This window comes from Streptococcus mitis, from assembly GCF_003944325.1.
GTDB lineage: Bacteria > Bacillota > Bacilli > Lactobacillales > Streptococcaceae > Streptococcus > Streptococcus mitis_CW.
In genome coordinates this window covers 21662-27974 of sequence record NZ_RJPX01000026.1, presented here as the reverse complement: position 1 = coordinate 27974, position 6313 = coordinate 21662, and the positions used below count along the sequence as shown (strand labels likewise).

Annotated in this window: 2 protein-coding genes; both read right to left on the bottom strand. The window is 33.2% G+C overall.

The features are described from left to right. On the bottom strand, positions 1 to 5172 hold a 5172-nt coding region (locus D8787_RS08030), incomplete at its 3' end, for a MucBP domain-containing protein (protein WP_185776779.1). A 71-nt stretch (positions 5173 to 5243) separates the two neighbouring features. Further along, entirely contained in the window at positions 5244 to 6296 is a 1053-nt protein-coding gene (locus tag D8787_RS08025; protein ID WP_125422619.1) for a YSIRK-type signal peptide-containing protein, read from the bottom strand. Between the last annotated feature and the right edge of the window lie 17 nt (positions 6297 to 6313).

Here is a 6313-nt window from a genome sequence, read left to right as displayed (position 1 = left end):
TCCTTCTTCATTCACATAACTTGTTACGACTTGACGGTATACATGTGTTGTATTTCCTTTTTCGTCTTTCTTAGTTTCTTTGAAGATGTACTCTGGAATGTCTTTCTTATCCTTCGTTCCTTTGTCTGAAGGGTTGATTTCTTTTCCTTCTTCATTCACATAACTTGTTACGACTTGACGGTATACATGCGTTGTATTGCCTTTTTCGTCTTTCTTAGTTTCTTTGAAGATGTACTCTGGAATGTCTTTCTTATCCTTCGTTCCTTTGTCTGAAGGATTGATTTCTTTTCCTTCTTCATTCACATAACTTGTTACGACTTGACGGTATACATGTGTTGTATTTCCTTTTTCGTCTTTCTTAGTTTCTTTGAAGATGTACTCTGGAATGTCTTTCTTATCCTTCGTTCCTTTGTCTGAAGGGTTGATTTCTTTTCCTTCTTCATTCACATAACTTGTTACGACTTGACGGTATACATGCGTTGTATTGCCTTTTTCGTCTTTCTTAGTTTCTTTGAAGATATACTCTGGAATGTCTTTCTTATCCTTCGTTCCTTTGTCTGAAGGATTAATTTCTTTTCCTTCTTCATTCACATAACTTGTTACGACTTGACGGTATACATGCGTTGTATTGCCTTTTTCGTCTTTCTTAGTTTCTTTGAAGATGTACTCTGGAATGTCTTTCTTATCCTTCGTTCCTTTGTCTGAAGGGTTGATTTCTTTTCCTTTTTCATCTACATAACTTGTTATAACTTGACGATANACATGCGTTGTATTTCCATCTTTATCTTTCTTAGTTTCTTTGTAAATGTATTCTGGAATATCTTTCTTATCCTTCGTTCCTTTGTCTGAAGGGTTGATTTCTTTTCCTTTTTCATCTACATAACTTGTTATAACTTGACGATATACATGCGTTGTATTTCCATCTTTATCTTTCTTAGTTTCTTTGTAAATGTACTCTGGAATGTCTTTTTTATCTTTCGTTCCTTTGTCTGAAGGGTTGATTTCTTTTCCTTCTTCATTCACATAACTTGTTACGACTTGACGGTATACGTGCGTTGTATTTCCTTTTTCATCTTTCTTAGTTTCTTTGTAAATGTACTCTGGAATGTCTTTCTTATCTTTCGTTCCTTTGTCTGAAGGGTTGATTTCTTTTCCTTTTTCATCTACATAAGTTGTTACGACTTTACGGTAAATATACTCAACTGTTGTAACTCCCTTATTGACTTTTCCAATTTCAGGAGCTGATGTTTCAGATTTTTTCACGAATTCATAAACATCACCTTTAGTAGTTGTGATTGTTTCTGGTTTTAAGTCNGGTGTNTTTGTGTTGTACTCTTTTCCTGTTGGACTTTGAGTTTCAGCTTTGACACTTGTCTTACCTTCAATCGCATTTCCTTCAGTATCTGTATAGTTTACTGTTACATCACCTTTTTGGAGTTCGTATTTATACGTTACTTCTGTTGGTTCAACCGTTACTTTACCTGTTTCTTTTCCTACTGTTTGGGCTGGTACTAATTTGTACACTTTGCCACTTTCAGTTGTGATTGTTTCTGGTTTTAAGTCTGGTGTGTTTGTGTTGTACTCTTTACCTGTTGGACTTTGAGTTTCAGCTTTGACACTTGTCTTACCTTCAATCGCATTTCCTTCAGTATCTGTATAGTTTACTGTTACATCACCTTTTTGCAACTCATACTCATAAGTAACTGTTTGCTTTTCTGTAGTTACTTTACCTGTTTCTCCAGCTGAACCTGTTTTTAGTCCATTATTTGCTACAACAAGTTTATAAACTCTTCCATCTTCTTTTGTAATAGTTGCATCTTTCGTCGCAGTGTAGTCACTTCCTACTTGTTTATTTGTTACTAATGCTACTGGATCTTTTAAGTTTTCTTCTGTTCCTGCAATGACATATTTAACTTCGACGTTTCCACCTAATTTTGGTGCGTACTCATAAACGACTTCTTGTTTATCTGCTGTAACTGTACCTGTTTCTGCGGCTGATGTATCTTTATGTCCTTTATATACATAAACTTTACCATCAGTAGCTGTTAACTCTTCACCTGCTGCTGGCGCTGTTGAAGTATAGTTTTTCCCGACTTTTAATCCCTTAGCGACATCTGTTGCTGTTTTTAATTCAGTTGTTGTACCTTCGATAACATATTTTGCAACTACATCTCCACCAACTGGTATAATTTTTTCATAATATACATTTTCTACTACATTACCGTTATTAAGAACTTCAGGAGTAATTACCACTTCATCAATTGCTTCTTTAGCAATATATTGATCATTAACTTTTACTTCTGGTTTTTCCCATTCTGAAGGTGTTGGAGAAGTTACAGACTCCCATTTAGCATTTGCAGGAATTTCCCAATCATCTTCTACAACACGTCCTGTTTTTTCTCCAGTATACACTTTTCTTGAGACTGTTACTTTTTGAATTACTGGATTAGAAATGATATTACCTTCATTATTTTTTTCAATATAATTAATAGTTCTTGTAATTTCTTTAGTTTCTACATTTACTTTAGCCTTATCATATAGATAAGTAACTTTCTTAGTTACCTGTCTTTCGTAAGTTCCTGATACTGGATCAGAATCTGGTTGAACTTCAATAAAAATATAGTCGTTCGTAGCATACCATCTATTTACAAAACCTTTAAGCATTGATTCTTTAGTTGTAGTATAAGGCTGTCCTTNAAAATCTCTAGTTTTTGGGAACTCTTTCAAGAGCTCGCCATCTACAGTTTTATAGTACACTTCTAGTTTTCCACGAACATCTTCCGTTCTCAAACCAACAACATTCGATTCTAACCAAACATCTTGACCATTTTTAAGAAAAATTTGAGAAGTACTTTTCACANAGTTTGGATTATTCTGGTCAACACGCAGATTAAAATTATGTTTAAATCCATGCTCTTTTGTTACAGTATAATTATCTTTAAATACATATTTAACAGCAGTAACATCTTTCCAATTGGTGATTTGTGCTGCACTTACAAATGTACCTTGTGTTTTATCATCTTCAGTTGTAGTTGTNTAAACTACATCATACTCATCAGAATTATCAACTATTGGAGCTTCTAAATATGTCAGAGCTTCTTTCTTAGGTATTAATACTACAGCTTCTTTTACTTTTTGAGGAAGGTCTGTTAAGTTTTCAATTTGTGGCGATAAGATAACTTCTTGTCCATTCTTAACATCAATAATTCCTCGCACACCTGTAGTCCCAGGTTTAGCAATTGTTAAAGAAGCTGAATATTCAGCAATATTATTAATAGTAACATTAATAGTTGCTTTTGAAATAGATAAACCTGGCGCATGATTTTCAACAAAATTAGCATTAATTGAATTGTCATTACCTATCAATGTCTCCGATTCACTATTCCATACTAAATAAGATTCAATCCCATAAGTTCCAGCTTCAACTTGTCCATTATTTTCAACTTCGAAAGTCAAAGCTGTAGGACTATATAATCCACCTTTTATCCATCTATTTAAATCATAACCAGTAAGATTTAAATCTTTTGAATCAAAGATATAAGCTCGCTTACCTGTTCCTTTATAATTTTCGATAATATTAGTTGGATTTACAGTATCATAAGATTCTTTTAATTTATCATACGGTTCTTTTGCAGCATCACCATTCGCTCCACCAAAATATAATGTGTATTTTGATAATAAACGATTATCTGCTGCTAATCTAAAGTCTTTCAATGGTAACTTTGGATCTGCTAATAACATTACACTTGTTTTAGTAATATTGGGATCTAATTTATTTATATCGTAAGTCTTACTTCCATCATTATCTGATTCTATTAACCCAAAATAATCCTCTGCTGAATACGTTACTGCAATAGGAATTGTTTGACCTCTTGTTAAATCATCTTTAGTTAAAGTTTGACTCCCTATTTGATTCATATTTAATGTTAATNTTGTTGGAGTTTTAATGTGTTCTGCAACCTCTCCACTTCCTGTAGCAGGACGTTCCATCGCTATAGCACTCTCTATTGTATTCTCTGATGTAGAACCTTGAGCTATTTCATCTCTATAACGTTGAATTGTACTATCTTGGGCTTTTTCCTTCCATTTACCAACAGTTACACCAAGTCTTGCTTCTAATCCAGTTATTGTTTTAGAAGTTGAATTATATCTTTGAAATTCATCTACTATACCCGGATGTTTTAGAATTAAATGATCATATTTCTTTTCAGGATTAATTTCAATAGTATTATATAATTCATCAATTGAAGTATATTCTTTCAACAATTCAGCTTGGTTATCTTTAGTTACTCCATATAATTTAAAATTCTCTTTTAAATTTCCTTCTAACTTTTCTCTGTAATAACCTCTAAATCCTCTTGAACCATCAGCTTTTATTTCATTTGTAAATACTCTATTTAACTGGAATTTTGTGAAATAATTCCCTTCTTGATCTTTTGGAATAAAATAGTTTATATACTGACTTGGTAAAAATGCTCCATCACCTTTTAATTTATCATTTGGAATAGAAAATCTAGCGTTAAATTTGTCCTCATTACTTGCATGTGAATATAATCGTTGATTGGTTTCAGGAAAAATTCTTGTATCCATCTCTTTAATAGCAGGAATACCATCACCGAGATATAATCTAAATCCATCAGGATTATCTAATGTCTGAGTAAATGTTGAACCATCAGGTCTATGCCCAACTGCTTTATAAACGATATTAGCATTGAAGCCTTTAGTAGAATTTGACTCAATTACTCTTTCAATAGCTTCCGGAGTATTAAAAGCTCCTTCTTTTACTTTTAAAATTGGTCCACCATAAAGTAAACTTTGATCGATACCTTTATTTTCATCTGGATGTAAAGTTAAAACTCCATTTTCTAATGTCCAAAACTTATTATTTTTAATATTTGTTGGGTCTAATTCTAAGAAATCTGGAATTCCACTAATCGTATAATCATAACTTGTTAAACGTCCATTCCCATTTTGATTCGTTTCTTCGTTATTGAAAAAACTCTGATCACTCATAATAAATGGTAATTTAAATGTATTTCCTTCAATTGGCTTGAAAGTTCCATTCGAAACTGACCCCATTTTAAATTCCGGTAATGGAGCACCAAACTGATCGACCATATATTTTACAGTTTTAGTTCGCCACTCTTTTTCTCTATATAAAATTTCCGACAAATAGTCAAAAGAAGCTCTAGCTGACTTCGTTGATAGAGTCTCTCCTCCTGATATAAAATCTGTATTAACTGTTAATACATCACCTCTCGATGGAGCATTTTTATAGAGGTACCCACATATAATTTTAATAAACTTTCTGCAACAGTTCCTCCGTTCATGGGATTTAAATTTAAATCATAAACATAATTCGTTGTAGTTGATAAATCATCAACACTTTTTACAAATGATGAATTTTTAAACTCCGGTTTTTTGGTAGAGTGCAGAAATGCCTTTGGAATAGTTACACGCACTTTCCCATCGGTAACCGTTTCAGTTGAAGACGCAGAATAACTAATCGCCATATTTATTACACGTTCACCGTCACCATTATTTGCAACAGGAATTTGTTTTTCTGTTGGTCCATTTGAATTATCAAAATGAATTGACCCTGTTAAAGCTTGGGCTGTCACTCCAGTACGGAAACCAGTTCCTTCTTCCATCTTTTTTCCATTACGGCTATCTTGATTTTTATTTTCTTTAGATATCTCTTCAGCTTTAATTGATTTTAAGATAGAAGTTAATGAGCTAATTTCTTTGGCCTTTTTATCAGCTACTGACTGTGTAGCACCCAAAGCGTTTAAATATTGCTTAGCTTCCGCAACTAGTTTTTCGGCAGCCTGAATTTGAGAGACTTGTTTTTTATTTCCTCTGACACGCTCTATTTGCGCTTCCAAATCTGCTAGTTTTGCTTGCAAGAGAGATAAATCGACAGATGGTTTTGTATCAGTTGCTTCTACTGTGTTAGTATTCTCTGAACCTGTTGAAGCTTGTTCTGTAGCTTTTTCATTTTCTTTTACAGGTGTTGCTGGCTCAGCTGACTTTTCTCCATTTGTTTTTGGTTGCTCAGAGACAGTTCCTGCTTGAGTATTTTCTTGAGCTTGATTTAGTTCCGTATCAGCTTCCTTCTTGACTACTGTTTCAGTAACAGAGTCAGCTTCTACCGTATCTACATTGTAACCAAACAAAAATCCTGCCCCGATTAAAACACTCGCAGCACCAACTTTTAATTTTTTAATCGAATATTTTTCGTATCGGTTTCCACAAAAATACCGATGATCTTTTTGTTGTCTAGATAATTTAAACATGATTTACCACCTTATAT

What these genes read in the sequence shown, in the direction of transcription:
- D8787_RS08025 (WP_125422619.1), bottom strand. Translation starts at nt 6,296, where the DNA reads ATGTTTAAATTATCTAGACAACAAAAAGATCATCGGTATTTTTGTGGA.